Here is a 21,824-nt window from a genome sequence, read left to right on the forward strand (position 1 = left end):
AGGGCGGCCAACAGGGGTTCGCGCGAAGGAAGCCGATCCGTGAGCTGCAACCTCGCCGCAGCTCCCGCCCCGACTGGCATAAAGCCGGCCCAATAGTGCGATCAAGCTGTTCCGCTGGCCTGGCGAGACTGGCAATGGACCGGCCTCGCGTAAGAATCCAGCGCTTTCAAAAACGCGAAATGTTGCGGCATTCGTGAGATACCCCCATTAAAGATTTCCAGAACGTATCCGATAACCCACTTAACGACGGCAAATGGACATCGCATCACACGGCCGTACGTTACGGCGAGCTTGCCGGAATGTGCAAATCATTGGATATAGGAGTAATTGAATGACTACGGTTATCAATACCAACATTGCGTCGCAGATTGCGCAGAACAATTTGCTGAACAACCAGGCCGCAGTGACCAGCGCGATCACCCAATTGTCGTCGGGTCTCGCAATCAACAGCGCAGCGGATAACCCCGCTGGTCTGGCTATCGCGACCACGCTGCAAGCGCAGATCAACGGCCAGACCGTTGCGCAGCAGAACGCGAACAACGGCATTTCGCTGGCGCAAACCGGCCAAAGCGCACTGACGCAGATCACCAACAACCTGCAAACGATCCGCCAGCTCGCCGTTCAGGCATCGAACGCGTCGAACACGGCTGCAAACCGCGCGGCGCTGAACCAGGAAGTGCAACAGTCGCTCGCGCAGATCAACACGATCGCGACGACGACCAGCTTCAACGGCCAGAACCTCCTTGACGGCTCGTTCGGCTCGCAGAATTTCCAGATCGGCGCGAACGCCGGTCAGACGATCGCAGTGAACCTGAGCCAGGGCACGCAGACTTCGCAGATCGGCCAGACCTCGAGCACGACGTTCTCGCTGAATGGCACGAACGGCGGCCTGTCGACCGAAGGCCTCAACGTCTCGGTTGGCGGCGCTGCCAGCGTGACGGTGGGCAATGCAGTCGCAGGCACGGGCGCAGGTCAGACGGCCGACAGCGCATTCGCTGCCGCTGCTGCCGTCAATAACTCCAACATTTCCGGTCTGACGGCAACCGCGAACAACTCGCAGCAATTCGTCTACACGGGTGTTACCAACGGTGCCGCCGCGACGGCATCCGAAAACTACAACCTGTCGATTAACGGCACGAACATTTTTGGATCGACCGGCCTGTCGGTCGGCGTCGGCCAGACTGTGACCGCCACGACCGTCATCAGCGCCATCAACGCGCAGTCGGGTACCACCGGCGTCACGGCGACGCTGGGATCGGACGGCAAGACCTTCACCCTGAATGCAGCCGACGGCAGCAACGTCCTCGTGACGCAAAGCACGACTGGCGCCAACATCACAGGTGGCCTCGCCAACAACGCCGGCTCGAACATCCTTATCAACGGCCAGGCGGGTTCCCTGGCGAACCTCAGCGGCGCTAGCTCGTTCAGTTCTGGTCAACTGCGCGGTAGCGTCACGCTGGCATCGGCTAGTGGGGTTCAACTGTCGGGCGCCGCTGCAACCGACATTTCGAGCCAGTACGACAATTCGACCAACGGAGCCGACTCGCTGCAAGCTGTCCAGACGACCACGTCCTCGACTTCTTTCGCAGCTGGCACTAATGGCGGTACGATCAACTTCTATGTCGGTGCCAGCAGTAGCGCTGCTACCACTCCGGTTCCGATTACGGTGGGCGTCACAGACACCTCGACCACGATCGCTCAGAGTATCAACAGTAACCTGACACTCCAACAGGCCGGCATTTCCGCGAGCGTAAATTCGAAAGGCGCCCTCGTCGTCACAAACAAATCGGGCCAAAATCTCGCCATTACCGATACCAATACCGGCACTGGCACTGGCTTCAACTCAGGCCTCGACAACGCAGAGGTCGTGACGGGATCCGCTGCATACACGGCTCCGACGGCGGCGACTACTAACACGATGACGTTCACGGTGGGTTCTGCCACCTACACCCAGACTCTGACCAACGCCACGACTGGTCCGAACGCGGGTGCGACTGTCAACGATGCCGCAGCTTCGATCAACGCCAACTCCGCTCTCAAGGCGGCAGGCATCAGCGCTACGATTAACGGCACCAAGCTGGTCATTATCAACACGTCAGGCCAAACCGTGACGGAGGCTGATTCCGGCGGCGGCGCGTTCGTTACCGGTTTGGCTGGAGGGGCGACGACAGGCGCGTTCGAAAGCGCCGCCAACTCGACGAACTACACGGCCACGGCCACCGGTTCGTTGTCAAGCATCGACGTGCTGACGGTGGCCGACGCGCAGAAGACCATCCAGTCCGTCGACGCCGCGCTGAGCCAGATCAGCACGCTGCAAGGCCAACTGGGCGCGGTGCAGAACCGCTTCACGTCGGTCATCTCGAACCTGAGCTCGTCGGTGCAGAACGCTCAGTCGACGCAGTCGTCGATCCAGGACACGAACTACGCCAGCGAAACGTCGGCGCTGTCGCGTGCCCAGGTGCTGTCGCAAGCCGCTCAAGCAATGGTCGCGCAGGCGAACCAGCTGCCGCAGCAAGTTCTGAAGCTGCTGCAATAACAGCGTCAGTAAGCAGGTAGTAGACGGCCGGCGCGTATGCGCCGGCCGGTTTTTGAGGCGGTGTTCCCGGAGCGCCACGTCAAAAACCGACACACAAGCAGCGGATGCTGGCAGCCTCGCTCACGCACCGCCACTTTCGACGCAACGCCGGCGCGATGCGCCGCTTCAGAGGACACAGGCTCAATATGTCTACACCGATCTCTCCGACCAGCAGCGTGGGCAGTACCGGCAGTTCGTCGACATCGACGTCGACGCCGTCGCCCGCGTCGATCATCTCGTCGGTCGGCCTTGGTCTCGGCACCACCTTGCCGATCAGCCAGGTGCTGACGGGGCTGATGCAGATCGAAAGCATCCCGCTCACGCTACTGCAAAACCAGGTAACCGGTGTCCAGACGGAGATTTCCGCGTACGGCAAACTCAGCTCGGCACTCGCGACGTTTCAGCAAGCGCTGGCGAAACTGACGCAGCCCACCGAGTTCCAGACGCTCAGCGCGACCTCCAGCAATACGTCGGCGCTCACCGCGAGCGCGGTGGTCGGCGCCCAGACCGGCCAGTACACCATCAACGCGACGCAACTGGCCCAGGCCCAGTCGCTCGCGACGGCGGGCCAGGCCAGCCTGAACTCGCACCTCTCGAGCGGCAGCGGCAGCTCGACCGTCACGTTTACGTTCGGCACGCAAGACGGTACGACTTTCACGCCGAATCCGTCGCAAGCCAGCGGCAGCGTCACGATCAACAGCAGCAACGACTCGCTCGCCGGCATGCGTGACGCCATCAATGGCGCCAACCTCGGCGTCACGGCGTCGATCGTCAACGACGGCAGCGGCACGCCCTACCGGCTCGTGCTGACGTCGAACACAACGGGCGCGAACGAAAGCATGCAGGTCTCGGTGCAAGGCGACGCCGGCATCAGTTCGCTGCTGACCTACCCGCCCGCCACCGGCACCCCAGCCAGCGCCGCAATCACGCAGACCGCGGCGGCGCAGGACGCCAAGCTGACAGTCAACGGCCTCGCGCTCAGCAGTTCGAGCAATAACGTCGGATCCGCATTGCCGGGCATCTCCCTGACCCTCCTGCAGACGGGCCAGTCGACGCTCACGATCGCAAACAATGCGAGTTCGATCCAGACCGATATCGACAGTTTCGTATCGGCCTACAGCACGCTGCAAAGCTCGATCAACAGCCTGACCGCCTACAATCCCGGCGGCACCAATGGCCCGTTGATCGGCGACGCCACCACGATGCAGATCCAGACCCAGTTGCAACAGGTGGTTGCGAGCGCGCTGTCGGGTACTGGCAGCGGCTATTCGTCGTTGGCGGACGTCGGTATCTCGCTCAACAGCGACGGCACATTGTCGGTCAACGATTCGACGCTGTCTCAGGCACTGCAAAGCAATCCGGGCCAGTTCGCCGCGCTGTTCAGCACCGCCGGCTCCGCGACCAATAGCAACGTCGCCTACCTGATTGGCGGCACGAACACGCAGTCCGGTTCGTATGCGGTCAACATCACGCAGGCCGCGACCCATGGGACCTTCACCGGCACGTCGGCACCCGACACCGCGACAGGCACCACCGCGCTCAGCAGCCCGACCACGATCGCAGCGGGGACCACGCTTACGCTGACGATAGGCGGCACGCCGACCACCGTCAGCCTTGCTGCCGGCACTTACGCTACGCCTGACGACGTCGTCAACATGCTGCAAACCGCAATCGGTTCCGCCGCCACCGTGACCCAGAACAACGGCGTACTGAGCGTGACGCCGGCGGGCGGCGGCAATCAGACCATGTCGATTGCCGACAACGGCAGCACCGGCGCGACCCAGCTGTTCGGCGGCAACGTCGACAACTCGACGACCACCATCCCGTCCGGCGGTATGCCGCTGGCCGTGACGGTTGACGGTGTGATGGCAAACGTCACGCTTGCGGCTGGCAGCTATACGCCCTCGCAGCTTGCAACGGCAATGCAGACCGCTATCAACACCAACTCCACGCTGCAGCTGGCCGGCGTCTCGGTCGACGTGACCCAGAACGCCAGCGGCGAGCTCAGCGTGACATCGACGAGTTACGGCTCGCAGTCGTCGGTCTCGATCGGCGGCACGGGTGCGACGCAGCTCTTCGGCAGCACGCAAACAACCACTACCGGCGTCGATGTGCAAGGCACGATCGGCGGCTTTGCGGCAACCGGCAGTGGTCAGGTGCTGGCAGTCGGCGACACCGGCCCGGCGGCCGGCCTGCAGATTCTCGTGACCGGGACCAGCACCGGCCCACTCGGCGCGGTCAACTACTCGCAGGGCTTTGCTTCGCTGCTGAACGGAATCGTCGCGAACGCAACCAATGCGACCAGCGGTTCGATCACGGCTGCGACGAACACGCTCAATACGCAAATTACGTCGCTGCAGACCCAACAAACGAATTTGCAGCAATACATCACGCAGGTGCAGCAACAATACCAGGCCCAGTTCTCGGCAATGAACGCAATGGTGGTCCAGATGCAATCGACCGCGACCTTCTTGCAACTGACCTTCAACCCGTCCACTTCATCCAGTTGACGGAACCACGCCGCAACGCAAGCCGTGCGCCGGCCCACCCGCAAGAAGAGGACCGCATTCATGTATTCGCCAGGTAAGTTTGGAGCAGAAAGTTACGCACGCGTTGGCCTCGAAACCAGCGTGAACGGCGCAAGCCCGTATGAACTGGTCGCGCTGCTGTTCCAGGGCGCGCGCCGCGCGATCCGTATGGGCCGCGTGCACATGCAAAACGGCAACATTCCGTTGAAAGGCAAGTTGATTTCGCAAGCCATCGCGATCGTCGGCGGGGGCCTGCAGCAGGGCCTCAATCTCGAGCAGGGCGGCGATCTCGCGCAGCGCCTGAATGCGCTGTACGACTATATGACGCGCCGTTTGCTCGAGGCTAATCTGAAGAACGACCCGGCGCTGCTCGATGAAATCGACGGCCTGCTCGCGACCATCGAGGAAGGCTGGACTGGCATCAAGCCCCAGCTCAAGAACTCGGCCGGCCTGACACAACTGACTACCTCCGCCTGATTCGATATGGAAGCGATCACTACAGCCGATCAGTTGCTTATGCGCTATGACAGCGTGCTCCACGCATCGGAACGGATGCTGGGCGCAGCGCGCGAAGAAAACTGGGATACCGTCATTGAATTGCAGACGCAGTATTCGGCGCTGGCCGATACCCTGCGGCCAGTCGACGCGATCGTCCCGCTCGACGACTCGCAGCGCGCGCGCAAGTACGACGTGACCCGGCGGATCCTCTCAAACGAGACAGCGGTGCGTGAACTGGCGGCGCCGCGCCTCGCGCGGTTGTCCGCGCTACTGGAGAGCGGCCGCCAAACGCGCGCGCTGCACAAAATGTACGGCCTTTCGGCACACGGCTAAACGCGCCCGGAGCGCCCCGTCATCCACGGGCGTGAGGCGGGCCCCGCAGCATCACGGCAGGTGCCAATGAATATTGTTAGTTCGGACGATTGTATCGGGGTGCTTTCCAACCACCCGTTGTCGACACATTTCACGGTGATCGGCTTCAAGGATGGGGCATTTTCGACCATTCCCAAATCGGTTTTCCAGAATTGGCTCGGTGACCTCACCGAGCCTGAGTCATTTCATATCGGCCGCTGTTCCGGACTCGGAACCGGCTCGATAGTCAAGTACGACTCAAACCATCAGAAGCTCGTCATCGGCAAGTACGTGTCGGGCGGCCAACGGCTACGCTTCGTGCTGAATGGTCAGCACGAAGTGCGGACCATCTCCACCAGTATGCTCGCCATATTTGGCATGGGACTGGCGTCCTCTCCCGTTCCGCAATATACAGACACCATCATTCGCAACGATGTCTGGATTGGTGATGAGGCATTGTTCCTCGGCGGCAGCATCATTGAAAGCGGCTGCGTGATCGGCGCAAGAGCGGTCATCCCGCCCAATTTCCGCAGCGAGCCGTATGGCATTTATGTCGGCTCCCCTGCACGTCTGACACGCTTTCGCTTCTCCGAAAAGGTCCGAGAGAAATTATTGCAACTCGCCTGGTGGGATATGCCATTGGACTGGGTGAAGCGCAACAATGACACATTCCTCGTCGATCTCACCGCGGACGAGGGACGGGCGCTAGACGTACTGGCGGCGCTGCAGGAAGCGAAAGATCAGTTTATCGAACAGATGCGCGTGGCGGCCGAATACCCGCTGAACGCACTGCATGCCTTGCATCTCACCCAAGCCACACAGCTCGACACGCATGATCAGGCTGACGCCATTGCGGCCGAGGCAGCCGAAGGAGCGCCGTCAGGCGCCCTGCCCGCCGCGCAACTCGCAGCACTCGCTGACGAGTTCATCGCGACATTGACGGCGCTGCGGGAGCTGGGACAACACGAGCAAGCGGAAGCTGTCGCCCGGCAAATGACGCTCATGTTGCCGGAGCATGCGTACGGGTGGCAAGCGCTGGGCAGCGCGCTGCTGCAGCAAGGGCGCGCCGATGCCGCGCGCGGCCCGCTTGAGAGAGCCGACGAATTGCTGCCCGCGGCGGCTCGTCCTGCGCCCACGGCGGCTGAACAGGAGCGAGTGGTGACGCTCTTAAAAAATGGCCGCACAGCGGAAGCCGCGAAGGCCGCACACGATCTCACGGAGCGCTACGCGCATCATGCACTCGGCTGGCGCGTGTTGGGGCTCGCAAGAGTCGCCCTGACTCAGATCGATGAAGCAATCGACCCACTGCGACGCGCGCGCGAACTCGATCCGCGCGACTATGACGCCATATTGACGCTCACCGACATCCTTCGGCACACGGGAAAGGTCATCGAGGCCGAACGCGAAGCACGGCACCTTACCCAATTGGCGCCCGAGCGCGTCGAAGGGCATTGCGTGCTCGGCATGGCCTTGAACCAGCAATTCCGGTGCGACGAGGCCGAGATGGTCGTGAGGCGCGCGCTCGAGATCGCGCCGGCCGATACGCGGGTGCTGGCGACGCTCGGATCCATCCTGCTGCAACTGGGCCGAATCGAGGAAGCGCGCGACATGTTCGGCCAGGCGCTCGAGATCGATCCGGACTTCTCGATGGTCCGCAGCAACCTGCTGTTCGCCATGAGCCATGACGAGGCAGCGGATGAGCAGGAATTGATGGCGCAGCATCGCCGGTTCGGTAGCCTCCTCGAAGACAAGCTTCGTGCTTACCGGAAGCCGCATAAGAACGTGCGCAAGCCGCAACGCGGCCTGCAAGTCGGCTTTGTCTCGGGCGATCTATACGACCACGCCGTAGCGTCGTTTTTCGCCCCGGTGTTGCACTATCTCGCTTGCGAGCGCGATCTGACGCTCCATGCCTATTACAACAATACAGTGGAAGACCGCGTCAGCCAGCAACTGCGCGAGCACTTTGCCAGCTGGACGCCTGTCGCCCATATGAGCGATGCCGCGCTGGATAACAAGATCCGCGCCGACGGCATCGACATCCTGATCGACCTATCTGGGCATACCGGTTTCAACCGGCTGCCAGTTTTCGCGCGCAAGCCGGCTCCGATTCAGGCGAGCTGGATCGGGTACCCCGCTACGACGGGGATGCGCACCATGGATTACTACTTTGCAGACCGCTTCTTCGTAACGCCTGGTGAGGTCGAAAATCAATTCGTCGAGAAGATCGCCTACTTGCCCGCGTCAGCGCCGTTCGTTCCCGCGGACGTGGCGCCGCCTATCAACCGCCTGCCCGCCCTCGCCAACGGGTATGTCACATTCGGCAGCTTTAACCGGATGAGCAAGCTGCGCCCGGCGGTCATCAAGCTGTGGGCACAACTGCTGCACGCCGTGCCGACGGCACGCATGCTGATTGGCGGGGTACCGGAGGATGGCTACACCAAGCTTGTCGACTGGTTCGAGCAGGAGGGCATCGACCGCACTCGCCTGGAGTCGCACCCTCGTCTGCAAATGCGCGCTTATCTGCAGCAGCACCACGCCGTCGACATCTGCCTCGACGCATTCCCCTATGCGGGCGGAACAACGACCTTCCACGCCGCCTGGATGGGTGTACCCACGCTCACGCTGCCTGGCCGATCCGCTGCTAGCCGCGGCGGCGCAGCGATCATGTCGCACCTGGCGCTGGAAAGGTTCATTGCATCTGACCCGGCCGACTTCGTCGAAAGAGGTGTCGACTGGGCGAGCAACCTTTCCACGCTTGCCGAGTTGCGCGCGCACATGCGTGAGCGTTGCGCGCGCTCGGCTTACTTCCAGCCGGAAGTCGTCGCAGAGGGAATGTCGCGCGCACTGCGCTTGATGTGGCAACGCTGGACGGAAGGTAAGCCCCCCGTGGCCTTCGATTCGTCGTTGCCGCAGGGTCAGGAAGTGCTCTGACAGTGTGTCGGTGGCAACGTTCTTCCCATGCAATCGGCAACTGCCGGCACCCGCCCTGGTTGACGTGAATTGGCGCGAATTCACCCATCTGATCGGCCAATCAAGTGCGCATAGCCGGTGCGACACTAGTGTCGAAGTCCACAGTGTGGCCAACCGGGCGATAGCCTAAATTGGTCCGCACGAGTCAGCCGCCCGGCCAGAAGCGTTCTGCTCCGGATGCGCTGGTCCACCTGATGGCGCAGACCGTAGCGGAGGCACCGGCGTGCTGGTCAACATCTGATTATCCCGTCATGCGTCAAGGAAAGTATGAACGCTAGCCTGCCACTGCGCGCCATCCAGCCCCAGACGGATGAACCCATCTACGTCACCCAGCCGCATCTCGCGCCGCTGGCCGAGTTCATCCCTTATCTGGAAAAGATCTGGCACAGCAAGGTCTTGACCAACGGCGGCCCGTTTCACGAGCAACTCGAAAAGGCCCTGTGTGAATATCTGGGCGTCCAGCATCTGGCGCTGTTCGCCAACGGCACGCTCGCTCTGGTCACTGCGCTGCAGGCGCTGCGTATCACCGGCGAGGTCATCACGACCCCTTATTCGTTCGTCGCGACCGCACATTCGTTAGTGTGGAACGGGATCAAGCCAGTGTTCGTCGATGTCGATCCGAATACGCTGAATCTCGACCCCGCGAAGATTGAAGCCGCGATCACCCCGCAAACCACGGCGATCATGCCGGTGCACTGCTACGGCAAGCCGTGCGACGTCGAAGCGATCCAGAAGATCGCCGACAACTACAACCTGAAAGTAATTTACGACGCGGCGCACGCATTCGGCGTACAAACCGACGCCGGCAGCGTGCTCCAACACGGCGATCTCGCGGTATTGAGCTTTCACGCGACCAAGGTCTTTAACACGTTCGAAGGCGGCGCGATCATCTGTCAGGACGCGAAGACCAAACAGCGCATCGATCATCTGAAAAACTTCGGTTTCGTCGATGAGGTGACCGTGGTTGCGGCCGGCATCAATGGCAAGATGAGCGAAATCAACGCCGCGTTCGGCTTGCTGCAACTTCAGCATATCGACGAAGCGCTGGCACGGCGTGCGCAGATCGACGCGATCTATCGCGACCGGCTGCGTGACGTGCCGGGCATTCGCTGTCTGCCGAAGGCGGGAGAAAAGGTAGCGAACCACTCGTACTTCCCGATCCTCGTCGGCCCGGAATTTCCGATCAGCCGCGACGCGTTGTACCAGAAGCTGCGCGACCACGAGATCTACGCACGTCGTTATTTCTATCCGCTGATTTCCGAATTCCCAATCTATCGAGGTCTGCGGTCCGCGCGCCCCGAGAACCTGGCGGTCGCGCACGCCGCCTCGCAACAGGTTCTATGCCTGCCAATCTTCCCGGCGCTGACGGACAGCATGCTCGATCGCATCATCGGCCTCGTAACGGATTGCTGACTATGACGTCCTCTGTTCGATCCGATCTACGCGTGCAAGCGCGCATTCTCGACATCGCCGGATTCCTGCCGGAACACGTCCTGACGAACGAACAGCTAGCGGAGCTCTATCCCGAGTGGCCGGCCCACAAGATTCTGGCGAAGACCGGCATCCAGGAAAGGCATATCGCGTCGGCTGAACAGACTGCCTCGGATCTCGCCTACGAAGCGGCCCAGCGCCTCTTCGCACAAGGCGCCGTAAGCGCGCAGGACGTCGACTTCCTGATCCTCTGTACGCAGGCACCCGACTACGTGCTGCCAGCTTCGGCCTGCGTATTGCAAGACCGTCTGGGCATCCCGACGCACTCAGGTGCATTCGACGTGAACCTCGGGTGCTCGGGCTACGTTTACGGGCTATCGCTCGCCAAGGGTCTGGTCGAGACCGGCGCCGCGCGCTGCGTGCTGCTGCTGACGGCCGACACCTACTCGAAGTATGTGCACTGGCTCGATAAGAGCGTACGCACGCTTTTCGGCGACGGCGCGACCGCAACTGCGATCACCGGCACGACCAACGGCACCGCGTCGATCGGCCCATTCGTGTTCGGCACAGACGGCCGCGGTGCGCAGAACCTGATCGTCAAAGCCGGCTTGTTTCGCGAGCCGAAGAGCGCGGCGACTTCGGTCGAACAGCAGAACGCATCCGGCAACGTGCGCACCGACGAACACCTGTACATGAACGGCGCCGAGGTGATGGTGTTCTCGCTGGCCGAAGTGCCCAAAGCGGCTACGGCGCTGCTGGAAAAGGCTGGTTTGGACCGCGAGGAAATCAACTTCTTTGTGCTGCACCAGGCGAACCGTTTCATGCTCGAAGCGCTGCGCAAGAAGATGAAAGTACCGGAAGCAAAGTTCCCGATCCTGATGGAACACTGCGGCAACACCGTGTCGTCGACGGTCCCGCTCGCATTGAAACAGATGAAGGACGACGGCCGGCTCACGCACGGCAGTCGGCTGATGTTGTTGGGCTTTGGCGTCGGCTATTCATGGGCCGGCTGCATTGTGAATTATTAGTGGGAGTTGACATGGAAACGTTTTACGAAGGAATGGCGGAAGTGTTCGAGATCGATGCGAGCCTGGTGACGCCAGAACTCGATCTGCAGGAACACAACTGGGACTCGCTCGCCGTCGTGTCGACGATCGCCCTGGTAGACGACTGCTTCAACGTGATGCTGAGTGGCCAGGCATTGAACAACTGCAACACCATCGCCGATATCGAAGCTCTGATCCGCGCGGCGAAGAAAGCAGCCTGAGGAGCCAACCATGAGTTCGCCGGACTTCATCGCCGGACGCGAGTTACGCACGCAGGGCGCCCGCATCGCGGGGGTGGTGTCGTGCGTGCCGTCGAAACAGGTGGACAACGACTATTTCGCCGATAGGTTCGATCAGTCTGCCATCCGCGATGTGGTCAAGATGATCGGTGTGAACCGCCGGCGCTGGGCGGACGCTCAGATGAGCGCGGGCGACCTGTGCCGCAAGGCCGGCGAGACGTTGCTGACCGGACTCGGCTGGCAGCCCGATTCGATCGATGCGTTGATCTTCGTGTCCCAAACGCCGGACTACCGGTTACCCGGCACGGCGTTCGTGCTGCAAGCGGAACTCGGCCTGCCGATTTCGTGCCTCGCATTCGACATCAACCTCGGCTGCTCCGGTTATCCGCAGGCACTGTGGCTCGGCATGAACCTGATCCAGAGCGGTGCGGCGAAGCGCGTGCTGCTGGCGGTGGGCGACACGATCAGCAAGATGATCGACCCGAATGACCGCTCCACCACCTTGTTGTTCGGCGACGCGGGCACGATGACAGCGCTCGAGGCCTCAGACAGCGACGCCGCGTCGCATTTCATCATCGGCGCGGACGGTAAAGGCGTGCGCAACCTCATCGTTCCTTCGGGCGGCTTCAAGCCGTACGACGTTGCCGCTGACGGGCGCATGGGCGGCAAGTCGCCGGAATGCCTCTTCATGGACGGTGGCGAGATTTTCAACTTCACACTGAACGCAGTGCCGAAACTGGTGGCACGTACGCTCGAACTCGCCGCTCACAGCAAGGACACGTACGACGCCTTTCTGTTCCACCAGGCCAATCTGTTCATGCTGAAGCATCTGACCAGGAAAGCCGGGCTGCCGGCAGAGCGCGTGCCGACCAACATCGGCGACTACGGCAACACGAGTTGCGCGTCGATTCCGCTGCTGATGACGACCGAACTGAAAGACCGTTTGAAAACAGGCACGCTGCAATTGGCCATGTTCGGCTTCGGCGTCGGCTATTCGTGGGCATCGGCATCGCTTGCCGTCGGGCCGCTCAAATTCGTGGACACGATCGAGACATGACACTCTTTTCTGAAACCTGCCTCGCCGGCGGCGTTTATCTCGTAACGGGCGCGTCGTCGGGCATCGGCCGGGCGAGCGCGAAACTTATCGCCAGCCTCGGTGGCCGCGTGATCGCCGCCGGACGCGACGAAGCGCGCCTGAACGCAACGCTGAACGATCTGCAAGGCAGCGGTCATGCCGCGACAGTCGCATCGCTCGCGGATGCGGATCAAACCGCCGAATGGGTGAGCCATCTGGCCGAAACCTATGGCACCTTCGCTGGCGTGTTTCATGCCGCGGGCGTCGAACTGATTCGCCCTGCGAAGCTGACCAAGCAGGAGCAACTGGATCAGGTGTTCGGCAGCAGTCTCTATGCGGCCTTCGGTATTGCGCGAGCGGGCAGCAAGAAGAATGTGATCGCGGATGGCGGCTCGGTCGTCTTCATGTCGTCGGTAGCCGGTTCGACTGGGCAAGCGGGTATGACCGCTTATTCGGCTGCCAAGTCCGCCATCGACGGGCTGGTCAGGTCGCTCGCATGCGAAATGGCACCGCGGAAGATCCGCGTCAACTCGATCGCGGCGGGCGCGGTTCATACCGCGATGCACGAACGGCTGAGCACAGGCAGCCCGGACGAGACCCTCGCGGCTTACGAAAAAAGCCACCTGCTGGGCTTCGGCGAGGCCGACGATGTCGCACAGTCTGCGCTGTTCCTGCTCAGCGATGCAAGCCGCTGGATCACCGGCACGACGCTGGTCGTCGACGGCGGATACAAGGTGCGATGATGGTCAAGCGGCTGATCCTGGCTGGCTGCGGTGCCTTCGCGCGCGAGCTGATCAACTGGGCGGAGGACGCGGCTGAAGCCGGTCGCGGCGAACGCATCACCGGTTTTCTCGATGCCAACCCGGCAGCGCTGGAAGGCTATTCTTATCAGCTCGAATGGCGTGGCGATATCGACGACTACCAGCCTTTGGACGGCGAAGCCGTGATCGTCGCAATCGGCGATCCGGCGGGCAAGCGCGCGGTAGTCTCCCGCTTGCGTGAACGCGGTGCGGTGTTCGCAACGCTCGTGCATCCGACTGCGGTGATTGCGCGCTCCGCCATGCTCGGCGAAGGCGTGGTGGTATGTCCGCAGTCCGTGATTTCAGCGGATGCGCACGTGGGCGACTTCGTCGCGGTGAACGTGTTGTCCAGCGTTGGCCATGACGTCAAACTCGGCGCGTACTCGACGCTGAGCTCGCACGTCGATCTGACCGGCTTCGTGCAAACCGGCGAAGGCGTGTTCTTCGGCAGCGGCGCAAAGGTCCTGCCGAAGCTGAGCATCGGCGCGCGCGCGAAAATCGGCGCCGGCGCGACCGTGATGCACTCAGTGGCCGAAGACGCAGTGATCTACACCGCTCCGGCAAAGAAACTCTGACATGACGCTCGACGAGACCCTGTTCGAACGCTATTGGCACCTCGCTTGCCACCGCCGCGAACTCTCGACTGATGGTGATTTCATCAAGTTCGAAAGCGTGGCGGGCGAGGTCGTGCTGTTCAACGACAGCGGCGAGCTCGTCGCATTCGACAACAGGTGCCCACATCGCGGTGCGCGCCTGTACACGGCATCTCATGGTAACCGGACGGCGACCTGCGGCTATCACGGCTGGACCTACCGGAACGGCGCGATCATCGTGCCGGAGAAAGAACGCTTCAAGTCGTGCGACATCGATCGCGCGAGCTTCAACACATTCGAGGTCGAATGGTGCGGTGATTTCGTGTTTTTCTCGCTCAAACCTCAGATGGGTTTGTATGAGCAGTTGGGCGAGACGGCAGAGATTGTCGAAAACATATCATTCAACGTCGACCGGCGGCTCGATCTGAACCGCTACGACTACGAATGCTACTGGCCGCTGGCAGTCGAAAACGCGCTCGAGCCCTATCACATCTCCGCGGTTCACGCGGAAACGCTCGCGACTCTGAAATTGCGCGACGGCGAGAACGTGTTCGACGGTGCGAACTCGATCTGGTACGCACCGCTTGGCAATGCACGGCTCGCTAATCAGTTGTTGCGGCTGCGCAAGCTGTTCAACATCGACTACCAGTACGAGGGATATATGAGCCTATATCTCTTTCCGTTCACAATGATCTCGTCGACCTACGGCTACTCGTATTCGCTGCAAAACTTTTTCCCTGCGACGCATGGAGAGAGCCGTACGCGCTTCTCGAGCCGCCTGTATGCAGCGAATACGGCGAACGACAATGCCTCGCGCGTGCTCAACTCGTTCTTCGAAGCCACCGTGCGGATGAACCGGCAGGTGTTTGACGAAGACCACGAAGTCTGCAAGCTGCTTCCCAAAACAGGCTGGTTGCCTACGGCGCTTCAATTCCCCGCAGATGCGGAAGTGAAAATCGACCACTTCCGGCAAACGTGCCGCGACGTCATCGCCGATGCTGATGCTGGTGCACGACCGGTCCACACTTCTATAGATTCGCAGCATCATTTTCAACATGAAAAAGACCATTGCATCGGTTGAGGCCGTCGTTGATCAGCTTTCCTCAGAAACGTTTGATCTCGAGATCTTTAGAGAGGCCGGCTTGTTCGTCATGCGCAACGCCATTCCACCGTCCGTTGTCAAATCGTGGCAAGAGGAATGGACTCGTTTTTACGACGCGCAATTACGTGACGGAAGAAACGTAAACCGGGCAAACCCCGTCTCGCTGACCGAGCAGTTGCCCGAGAAATTGGCGTGCATGTACAGGGAGCCCGTCTTTGCGAACACGCTAAAGCATATTTTCGGAAACCACATTGCGCTGTACAACCATCGCTTCGTTATCAAAGACAGGTTCAGTTCAAACAAGGTTTTTCTTCATCAGGACAGTTGTTATCATCTTGGCAACCTGAACAAGTGCAGCCTGTTTGTGCCACTCACTGTCGCCAATGCGGACAACGGGGGGATGACATTCCATGCCGGCTCGCACAAATTGGGGGTACTCGGTGATGCGGGAGAGATCGATCCGGACAGCTTTGAATTTGACTGGCCCAAGGTTACGCCGGAGTTGCAACCCGGCGACTTCGTCATCATGAACAGCTCTCTATGGCATGAGTCCGGACCGAACGTGTCTGGAATCAACCGGATCATGGCGGACACTATCGTTCAGCCGGCAGACGATCCCACGGGAAAGGAGTTGTTATGCGGCGACTGGCAGACCGAGATTTTCTACTCACCGACAAATTACGTCCGCTACTTCGTGAACTCCCGAGTCTTGAAGATCATCAAGTACGAGAAAGAGCGCGCGGCCGCGCAAATCTGAGCGAAGTGCTCATGCCCATCGGCGCCGGATCGAGTCGCCAAGGCATACGAACCCATTTGAAGTTCAGAGACATAGCCATGCTAACAAGCGCTCGTCACACATGTCCGGTTTGCAACACGACAACCGTTGAGATCCGCAACCCCTTCTGCGAAATGCACGCGAGTCTCATCTTTCCCAATGCACACATTCACCAGTACATATGTAATGAATGCGGCCATGGTGTTCTACAACACGACATACCATCCGAAATTCTGTATAACTCGAGCGTCGGGCTGCCGACCGATCACTCGGCTGGTGATCTACGGTTCGAGTTTGTGAAAGCCGGTGTCGATCTGAAGGAGATCGGCGGCGTAATCGTTGAAATTGGCGGCGGCCCGGGGGAGTTGGCAGAGCAGGCCAGAGACGCCGTGGGACATTCGCGAGCCGTTGTGATGGACTTCGTCGATCGTGTGAGCTTCGATACGCTTGACTTCGTCGAGATTGATCTGAATCACGACGCCGCCAGAATTCCAGTCCTGCTGCACGATCGACTGAAAGAAAAGAATCTGTTCTTGCTTTCCCACGTTGTCGAGCATTTGACCGATCCCGCCGAACTTCTCATTCAATTGCGACAATTCGAGAACAGCATGTTTTATATCGAGGTGCCGGATTTTGGATCCAGTCATGCCGCCAGCGCGCTCAAGTTTTCCCTCAACAATCTGGAACACTTGCATTACTTTACAGACCGTTCGCTTATCGGGTTGATTCAGAAAGCAGGCTTTCGTGTACTCGCCTTCGAGACGCAGTCACTACCCCGTATGCCCGCTATTCGCGTGCTATGTAAGCCGCGGGAAGCGGCCGTAAATGCTATCAAAGACTACGACTCGCATTTCACGCAGACCACGCGCAGCCTGGAACAAAGAATTTTGTCTGCCAATCCGGGACAGGAGATCTGGGTCTGGGGTCTATCGGCTTTCATGGCAACCGCACTGAAAAATTTGGGCGACGCGCGGCATAAAATCAGCGGAATCTTCGACACGCGCTACCCTCAGGATAGCTACTTGGGCATCAAGCTTCAGGTCGAACCCAGCATTGCCTCTAAAGCCGATTCGCCCGATCGAGCACTCGTCATTTGCGGCTCGACCTATTCAGCTGTTCAGAAGGTGATCCGTGCCAAAGCGCAAACCGCCTTCCCGGATGCAGAGTTTTTCGCTGTTTCGGGAAGTTGATATGGAGGGAAAGCGGGCGCAGGGTCCGCTTTCCACTTCACCGCCTGAACCTTCCACCCCCGCCCCCAAACCGCCGCTGCGCCTGAAACTGCCCACTCGCGCGTGCATTCCCCAAATCATGCCCCTGCCTGAGCGAATCGAGCCGCTGGGTCTGGCTCGCGTTCGGCTGCACCGGCTGCCAGCCATCGGCGCCGTGTTGCTCCCAGCCACCGCCCTGCTCATGCCGATAAACATTACCGTCGCTGCCCGCATACACGTTGCCGTTATTCCACGCGACGGCGCGCCCCGTGTCCTTGTTGCCCACAATGCCTTTCGTCCCCGCCTGGTGATCGCCTGAATACGCGTTGCCGGTCACGCCGGCCTCAGCCGCGCCGTAGCGCCCCGTCTGCGCGTTGTAGCCAGCACGCTGCCGGGCCGCCGCATAGTCGCCAGTGGCCTCGTTGCCCACCACGCCGCCACGCGCCGCGCCGCTGCGTCCCGTCGACGGATTGCTGAACGAGCCTTGCCGGCCGGCCGCGAAGTTGCCGTTGTACGCGTTTTCGACCGCGCCTCGGCTCGCCTGAAAGTGACCACCGGTGTACGGATTGAAACCGGATGCCGCCGATCCCGCCCAGCTATTGCCGGTCCAACCGTTCCAGCCGCTGGCATGGGTGACGGTGCCCTCCCCCCACCGGCCATAGATATTCGCCTGGTTGACGTTCGCGTATTGCCAGCTCCACGGACCGCCGCCCCAATACGGTCCCCAGTACGGCGACGGTGCACCCCACGTGGCGCCGATCGCAAAGCCGAAGGCAAAGCCCACCGTGGTACCGAGCGCGAAGCCCGCGCCGTAGCCGTAGGTGGCGGGATAGCCGTAGTAGACGTCGCCAACGTAGGGCGCATACACGTAGCCGGTGCCGTACACGACGGTGCCGTCCGCATTGACAACCACGCCCATGTAGCCCGGCGTATAGCCGACCACCACCGTATCCGGCGTCGCCGAATAGATGTGGACGTACGTCACATAATGCACGGGTGAAGCCGCCGGGATCGTATAGATCGAGGCCGGCACGGTATCGGCGACGTGCCAGGGGCCGTTTGCCGCGCTCGCCGTGAACCAGATCCCATTCGCAACCGCGAAGAATTGCGAAGGCGCGATCTGGATCACCGGCGTCGCCGTATTCACCGCATACCCCAACGACGTGCCCGCGATGCCGACGAACTTCGGCGCGCCGTCATAGACCACCTTCAACGTGGTGGTCTTGCGCGACACCGTTGCCGTCTGTGGGATCATCGCGGCGATCGCTGCTTCTTTCGCCTGCGGTGTACCCGGCACGGAGACGAGCGCGTTCGCATGCGGGTCGTCGGCCGCGATCCTTGAGAAGTCGGCGGGCAGGCTTTTGCCGTCGACAAAAGCCCAAGGGCCGGCGAGGCTCGCCGCGCTGAACCAGCGGCCCGACAGCAGCAGGTAGTAGTGGTTGTCGCGCGGCTCGACGAAGAGCGCGTGGTCGGCGTTGGTGACGGAGAGCAGATTCACCCCCTTCACCGGTTGCAGCGAAGGCTTGCCGTTCGTCACCACCAGTTCGGCCGGCTGCGCGGCGACCACCACGTCCGGCGCTTGCGCAGGCTTTTTGCCGTCGGCGGGCAGCATCGGGTCGGACTTCAGATTCGTTTGCGCGCTTTTAGCCGCGGCGACCAGTTCGCGCGGCGGCGCGCTGTTCAGATGCCACGGACCGTCGAGCGCTGGCGCGTCGTACCAGTAGCCCGCGGCGTTCAGATGCAGCGTGCCGCTCGCGTCCTTGAGCAGCATGGCTCGCGTATTGATCAGGCGTTGATAGTGCGTGTCGCCGAGCGCGCGCCAGTTTGGGTCGCCGTCGACGAGAACGAGCAGTGTGGGGCGCTCGGCGAAGAGGATGTTGGGCACGTTGTTCTGCACCGCGATGCCGGGCTCGCCGCCTTGGTGGGTACTGGCATAACTTGCCTGCAGCTGTTCGAGCGAGGTGGTGAGTCCGTCTTTCGGAATCCGTGCCTGCAAAGCCGCTTTGACGGCGGCGGCAGCGTCCGGCGTGGCCGGCATATCGACCTGGTCGAAGACGATGTCGAGCAATTGCACCGTCGAACTGGTCTTGTCGATTGCAGCGCGCGCCGTGAAATGCGCAACGCCGTAGTTCGGCGTGGTGGTCTTCGCGCCGACCGCGAGGGCCGCGCGACCTTCGATCCGGTTGCCCTGCCACACTTCCACCTGCGGCTGATACAGCTCGATGCGTTGCTGGGCGCTGTCGAAATCGCGCGGCCAGACAGTTGGAAGAGGCTGTAACCCGGGCTGCAACGCGGGTTGCATTGCCGGCTGCGCCCCAGCGGCAGCGAGCGCTTGAGCCGGCGCGGCAAGCGTCACTGTCAGCGACGTGCAGACGCCGGCGAGCAACAGCAAGGATCGCTTCATCGTGGTTTTCATCGCGCACCGTTCCTCGGCATAAACATCGGTGAATCAAAAACGTCAACACGGGCGGCTCGCGATAAGCCGGCCGCCCGTGCTTCCTGCGATGCAGACTGTTACGGCGTCACAATGTTGAACATCGGGTTGAAGCTGTCCAGCATGCCGAACAGTTCGGCCACCTTCTGCGGATCGCCGGCCACCTTGGCATTACCCGACTGCGTTTCCTGGTCGACTGTCCGGCCACCCATCAACAACGATGCGAACGCATCCTTGCTCATGGTCAGCGTGGCATCCGCATTCGGCAGCGTCGCATTCGGCGTATAGATCAGCACCGAATTGCGCAACTCGATCGCGTACTTCTCGCCGTTGCCGAGATCCCAGTTGATGGTCGTATGCTTGCCGCTCGCCTTCGGACCGTTCAGGCGAATGCCCATGTAGTCCAGCAGCAGTGACGGGCTCATCGCCGCCACTGCATCCGGCGTCACCGTGTTCACGCCCGGCACCTTCGGCACGCCGTTGCGCAGCTCGTACGCGCCCATCAGATACTCGTTACGCCACGTCGGGTTTTCGGTCTGATAGCCGAGCTGTTCCAGTGCATCCGCTTCGAGGTTGCGCGCTGCCTTGTTGTCCGGATCGGCGAATACCACCTTGTTCATCGCGGTCGCGACCCAGCGGTAGTTGCCCTTGTCGAAGTCCTGTTTCGCCTTTGCCATCACCGCATCCGCGCCCCCCATGTAGCGCACGAATTCCTTCGACTCCTGTTCCGGCGGCAACGGATGCAGGTTCGCCGGATTCGAGTCGTACCAGCCGAGATAACGCTGATACACGGCCTTCGAATCGTGGTTCACCGAACCGTAGTAGCCGCGGTTGTACCACTTCTTGCCGATGGAATCCGGCACCTGAATCTGCTCGCCGATCTCCGTCATCGTGTAGCCCTCATTCGCGAGGCGCAGCGACTGATCGTGGAGGTACTTGAACATGTCGCGAGTCCCGGCGATATAGCTGACCGCCTCCTTCTGCCCCCACGTCGGCCATTGATGCTGCGAGATCACGACGTCGGTCTTGTCGCCATAACGCACGATCGCTTCGTTCAGCACCTTCCACCAGTTCGAGGCATCGCGCACCTGCGCGCCGCGCAGCGTGTAGAGGTTATGCAGCGTGTGGGTGGTGTCTTCGGCGGTATCGAGCACCTTGAACTGCGGCATGTAGATCAGCATTTCGGACGGCGCTTCGGTGCCCGGCGCCATCTGGAATTCGAACTGCACGCCGCCGATGGTGCGCGTCTCGCCGGTCTTGCTGATCGTGTCGGTCGGCGCAATCAGACCGAGCGTGCCGAACGAGGTGGTCTTGCCGAGACCGGCGTCGACCTGTCCGCGCGGGCTCGCCGGCAGGAACGCGCCGTATTGATAGAGCGTGCGACGGCCCATCGCATTGCCGGCGAACACGTTTTCGCTAACGGCTTCGGCGAGGAAGCCTTCCGGCGCGATGATCTTGACCTTGCCGCTCTTCACATCGGCTTCGTCGACCACGCCTTTTACCCCACCGTAGTGGTCCGCGTGACTGTGCGTATAGATCACGGCCAGCACCGGCTTCTTCGGACGATGCTGGTAGTACAGATCGAGCGCGGCGCGCGCGGCTTCTCTCGTGACCAGCACGTCGATGATGATGATGCCGTCTTCGCCCTCGACGATCGTCATGTTCGCCAGATCGAGACCGCGCACCTGGTAAACGTGATCGGTGACCTTGAACAGGCCGTTGAACATGTTGAGCTGCGCATTGCGCCACAAGCTCGGGTTCACCGTATCGGGCGCCTGACCTTCGAGGAACTTGTACTTGTTCAGACTCCAGCTGATGCCGCCGTCGTCGGTCTTGATCACGCCGTTCGGAATGGTCGCGATGAAACCGCGTTGCGCGTCTTCGAAATCCTGTTTGTCGTCGAACGGCAGTTGCTTGTAGACCTCCGCGTTTTCCTGCTTCGTGATGGCCGTTGCGTCCTTGTTAGGTGCGGCGGTGAGCGAGAAAGCTGCGTGCGACATGCAAAGCGTGGTAACTGCGACTGCGACAGCGGTGAGCCGCTGATAGCGTTGTTGTTTTTTCATCGTCTTTTCCTCGAATCAACAAAACATCGGCAAAGCATGCCGAACTAAACAACTTTGAATCGCGGCTTGTTTCAACCCGGCACACCCATGAATGCCGGGCAGATAAGCCGTCTCCTTCGTATTTCGATCGAACCAT

The 21,824-nt window shown here is 61.1% G+C and carries 16 protein-coding genes and 1 pseudogene; 15 read left to right on the forward strand and 2 right to left on the reverse strand.

Translation table 11 applies throughout. The features are described from left to right. Positions 1–331 precede the first annotated feature (331 nt). The 15 genes and pseudogenes from PQR53_RS14370 to PQR53_RS14440 all read left to right on the forward strand — a co-directional run bounded on the left by PQR53_RS14370 (position 332) and on the right by PQR53_RS14440 (position 17,173). Positions 332–2,536 (forward strand): flagellin N-terminal helical domain-containing protein, encoded by a 2,205-nt coding sequence (locus PQR53_RS14370; protein ID WP_408454685.1) that lies wholly within the window; start codon positions 332–334, stop codon positions 2,534–2,536. 185 nt (positions 2,537–2,721) lie between these two features. Next, entirely contained in the window at positions 2,722–5,085 is a 2,364-nt protein-coding gene (gene fliD / locus PQR53_RS14375; protein WP_408454688.1) for a flagellar filament capping protein FliD, read from the forward strand. A gap of 60 nt (positions 5,086–5,145) precedes the next feature. Continuing rightward, complete coding sequence (gene fliS / locus PQR53_RS14380) at positions 5,146–5,580, forward strand: flagellar export chaperone FliS (RefSeq protein WP_179735098.1); 435 nt, start codon at positions 5,146–5,148, stop codon at positions 5,578–5,580. Between the two features lie 6 nt (positions 5,581–5,586). Next, entirely contained in the window at positions 5,587–5,934 is a 348-nt protein-coding gene (locus tag PQR53_RS14385) for a flagellar protein FliT (RefSeq protein ID WP_408454692.1), read from the forward strand. 66 nt (positions 5,935–6,000) lie between these two features. Then, a pseudogene (locus PQR53_RS14390) lies at positions 6,001–6,708 on the forward strand (LbetaH domain-containing protein); the annotation flags it as partial. Next, positions 6,709–8,883: an O-linked N-acetylglucosamine transferase family protein gene (locus tag PQR53_RS14395; protein WP_408454960.1), complete on the forward strand. Its 2,175-nt coding sequence runs from the start codon at positions 6,709–6,711 to the stop codon at positions 8,881–8,883. A gap of 306 nt (positions 8,884–9,189) precedes the next feature. Further along, positions 9,190–10,335 (forward strand): dTDP-4-amino-4,6-dideoxy-D-glucose aminotransferase VioA, encoded by a 1,146-nt coding sequence (gene vioA, locus PQR53_RS14400; RefSeq protein ID WP_408454695.1) that lies wholly within the window; start codon positions 9,190–9,192, stop codon positions 10,333–10,335. 2 nt (positions 10,336–10,337) lie between these two features. Further along, positions 10,338–11,381: a ketoacyl-ACP synthase III gene (locus PQR53_RS14405; RefSeq protein WP_408454698.1), complete on the forward strand. Its 1,044-nt coding sequence runs from the start codon at positions 10,338–10,340 to the stop codon at positions 11,379–11,381. 11 nt (positions 11,382–11,392) lie between these two features. Continuing rightward, a complete protein-coding gene (locus PQR53_RS14410; RefSeq protein WP_408454701.1) occupies positions 11,393–11,620 on the forward strand; it encodes an acyl carrier protein in 228 nt (75 codons plus the stop codon). 10 nt (positions 11,621–11,630) lie between these two features. After that, positions 11,631–12,695, forward strand: coding sequence for a ketoacyl-ACP synthase III (locus PQR53_RS14415; protein ID WP_408454704.1), 1,065 nt, complete (start codon positions 11,631–11,633; stop codon positions 12,693–12,695). Further along, the gene (locus tag PQR53_RS14420; protein ID WP_408454707.1) at positions 12,692–13,456 is read left to right on the forward strand and encodes an SDR family NAD(P)-dependent oxidoreductase; all 765 of its coding nucleotides are present in this window, start codon (positions 12,692–12,694) and stop codon (positions 13,454–13,456) included. The genes PQR53_RS14415 and PQR53_RS14420 overlap by 4 nt, the downstream gene beginning before the upstream one ends. Further along, positions 13,456–14,088 (forward strand): acetyltransferase, encoded by a 633-nt coding sequence (locus PQR53_RS14425; protein ID WP_408454963.1) that lies wholly within the window; start codon positions 13,456–13,458, stop codon positions 14,086–14,088. Before PQR53_RS14420 ends, PQR53_RS14425 begins: the two co-directional genes overlap by 1 nt. A 1-nt stretch (position 14,089) precedes the next feature. Beyond that, entirely contained in the window at positions 14,090–15,187 is a 1,098-nt protein-coding gene (locus PQR53_RS14430) for an aromatic ring-hydroxylating oxygenase subunit alpha (RefSeq protein ID WP_408454710.1), read from the forward strand. Then, on the forward strand, positions 15,162–15,965 hold the full coding sequence (locus tag PQR53_RS14435; protein ID WP_408454713.1) for a phytanoyl-CoA dioxygenase family protein: 804 nt from the start codon (positions 15,162–15,164) through the stop codon (positions 15,963–15,965). The genes PQR53_RS14430 and PQR53_RS14435 overlap by 26 nt, the downstream gene beginning before the upstream one ends. 314 nt (positions 15,966–16,279) lie before the next feature. Further along, entirely contained in the window at positions 16,280–17,173 is an 894-nt protein-coding gene (locus PQR53_RS14440; RefSeq protein ID WP_408454716.1) for a methyltransferase domain-containing protein, read from the forward strand. Between the two features lie 37 nt (positions 17,174–17,210). Here PQR53_RS14440 and PQR53_RS14445 read toward each other — a convergent pair whose 3' ends face one another. Then, positions 17,211–19,607, reverse strand: a complete 2,397-nt coding sequence (locus PQR53_RS14445) for a carbohydrate-binding family V/XII (protein ID WP_408454719.1) — start codon at positions 19,605–19,607, stop codon at positions 17,211–17,213. Between the two features lie 98 nt (positions 19,608–19,705). Then, positions 19,706–21,688, reverse strand: a complete 1,983-nt coding sequence (locus tag PQR53_RS14450) for an alkyl/aryl-sulfatase (protein ID WP_408454722.1) — start codon at positions 21,686–21,688, stop codon at positions 19,706–19,708. Positions 21,689–21,824 lie beyond the last annotated feature (136 nt).

The sequence above is a fragment of the Paraburkholderia fungorum genome, assembly GCF_046027605.1.
GTDB classification, from domain to species: domain Bacteria; phylum Pseudomonadota; class Gammaproteobacteria; order Burkholderiales; family Burkholderiaceae; genus Paraburkholderia; species Paraburkholderia fungorum_F.